This window comes from Elstera litoralis (assembly GCF_000963705.1).
GTDB lineage: Bacteria > Pseudomonadota > Alphaproteobacteria > Elsterales > Elsteraceae > Elstera > Elstera litoralis.
This window is the reverse complement of record NZ_LAJY01000650.1, coordinates 1-1,977: the sequence shown is the minus strand read 5'-3', so window position 1 is coordinate 1,977 and position 1,977 is coordinate 1. Positions and strand designations below refer to the sequence as shown.

Here is a 1,977-nt window from a genome sequence, read left to right as displayed (position 1 = left end):
ATCTGGAATTCAACCTCTCCAGTATTGCGGCCATCCTCGCTATCATGGGCTATTCGATCAACGATAAGGTCGTGGTTTATGACCGTGTTCGCGAGAATTTGCGCAAATATAAGGCCATGCCACTGCGGGAATTGATTGATCTGTCGATCAACGAAACCTTGAACCGCACCATCGGCACTTCAACGGCGAGCTTTCTGTCGGCGATGCCGCTGATTATTTTCGGCGGCGAAGCGTTGCGGGAGTTTTCGATTGTGATGCTGTTCGGCATTTTCATCGCAACCACCTCTTCGATCTTCATCGCCGCGCCGATTCTGCTGTTCCTCGGGGAAAACCGGCTGCGGCGCGGGATGGCCCCGGTCGAGCCCGGCAAAACCGCCGATACGCCCGCGAGCTAAACCGGAATGGTCGATATCACCCCGCTCATTCCGGGCAACCGGCAGGTTATCGAGCGTTACGGCGATAGCGGGTTTAAGATTTCGGGCGTGGTCTGGACCTCCTCGGTCCTGGTCCGCCCGACCCAAACCCTTGCGTGGGACGTGACCCGCTTCGCCGATCTTACGGAAGCGAGCCTTGCGCCGCTGCTCGATGGCGACGTTGAGGTGCTGCTGATCGGCTGCGGCGCACGGCTCGAAATGATCCCGCCGAAACTGCGCGCCGCCGTTCGGGCGCGCGGGCCGGTGATCGACGCGATGGACACTGGGGCCGCCTGCCGCACCTACAATGTGCTGCTTGCCGAAGATCGGCGCGTGGCGGCGGCGTTGATTGGGCTTTAAGCGCGTTTGGCGATGAGTAAACTCATGCCGCCGCCGAGAAGGGCGAGGCGCGGTTCGGCGTAACCCGCCTGCTTCAGCCACGCACGATAGTCCGCCAGCCGATACGCCGCGCCCGCTGCGTAATAATTGAGAAACAGCAAATCCGCTCCAAGGGCGAGGGCGGGACCGGCCTCATCGTCGGTTAGGCAGTAGCCGATGATGGCAAGTTGCCCGCTTGGAGCCAACGCCGTGCGCGCGGTGCGCAAAGCCGTGACGATGTCCTCCGGGCCAAAAAGCTGCAAAAAGCAGCGCATGACCGCGAGGTCGAAATTTCCGGGGAGGGGGCCTGCAATCGCATCCCCCGCGATAACCTCGATTGTCGAGCCGCCGGGCTGCTCGTCGAGCAGCGCGCGCGTGTGGGGCGCGACCTCGGGGAGTTCGACAATCGCCGCTGCGATATGAGGCTGTGCGTGACAGACCGTCGTGCTCAACGCGCCCGAGCCGCCCGCGATGTCGAGCATTCGGTTGATCTGCGTGAAGTCCAGGTGCTTCAGCAGCGCTTTCCCGCCAGCAATTGCCTGGGGAGCAAGACCGCGCAGCACGGCGAGGGTGCGCGCCGGGTCGCCATCGGTGAAATCGAGCGCGGCGGCGGGGGTGTGGGCGCGGATGGAGGCCGAGGTTTCAAGGCAGGCGCGCCAACCTTCGGCATAGGCCGAGGCGGCGGAGCGCGATAGGCGGGTAGGCCTTTCACGAGGGTTTTCGCGGTTTCATTCGTCAGGGCGAAGCGCCCGCCCGCTTCCGCCGTCAGCAGCCCGTACCCAGCGAGCGCGCGGCAAAGCCGGTGCAGCCGCACCGGATCAACGCCGCCGAGGGCGTCGGCCAGATCAGGGGCCGATAGCGGCCCGTCGGCGAGGGGCGAGAAGAGATCGAGTTCCATCCCGGCCAGCAGCGCGAAAGCGCCATAGGCCTGCGTTACCAAGTTTTCGACGATGCGCGTTTCTGTCATCTCTAAGATCCTCCCCCAATTGGGTTAATCCTCCTTGACGCAGGGGGCTTTGACAAGACAGCGCTTGTCGGCAAGGGTCGGGAAGCGTAGCGTGAGGACTGCCTAATTGGTAATCATCAATAGAAGGAATGCCCAAAATATGGGCGTCATGATTGGTTCTATAGCACTCGATGCGCCGGTTCTGTTGGCTCCCATGTCGGGAATCAGCGATTTGCCGTT

At 62.5% G+C, this 1,977-nt stretch carries 3 protein-coding genes and 1 pseudogene; 2 read left to right on the top strand and 2 right to left on the bottom strand.

The window, feature by feature from the left end:
- Window positions 1–395 (top strand): annotated as a pseudogene (locus VZ95_RS18650) (protein translocase subunit SecF); the annotation flags it as partial.
- 6 nt (window positions 396–401) lie between these two features.
- A complete protein-coding gene (locus tag VZ95_RS18645; protein ID WP_045777197.1) occupies window positions 402–773 on the top strand; it encodes an Mth938-like domain-containing protein in 372 nt (123 codons plus the stop codon).
- Here the strand turns inward: VZ95_RS18645 and VZ95_RS18640 are convergent.
- Together VZ95_RS18640 and VZ95_RS24475 are read right to left on the bottom strand one after the other, a co-directional pair.
- Complete coding sequence (locus VZ95_RS18640) at window positions 770–1,354, bottom strand: methyltransferase (protein WP_198148398.1); 585 nt, start codon at window positions 1,352–1,354, stop codon at window positions 770–772. The genes VZ95_RS18645 and VZ95_RS18640 overlap by 4 nt on opposite strands.
- Window positions 1,303–1,758, bottom strand: coding sequence for a methyltransferase family protein (locus VZ95_RS24475; protein WP_045777195.1), 456 nt, complete (start codon window positions 1,756–1,758; stop codon window positions 1,303–1,305). Before VZ95_RS24475 ends, VZ95_RS18640 begins: the two co-directional genes overlap by 52 nt.
- Window positions 1,759–1,977: the final 219 nt, after the last annotated feature.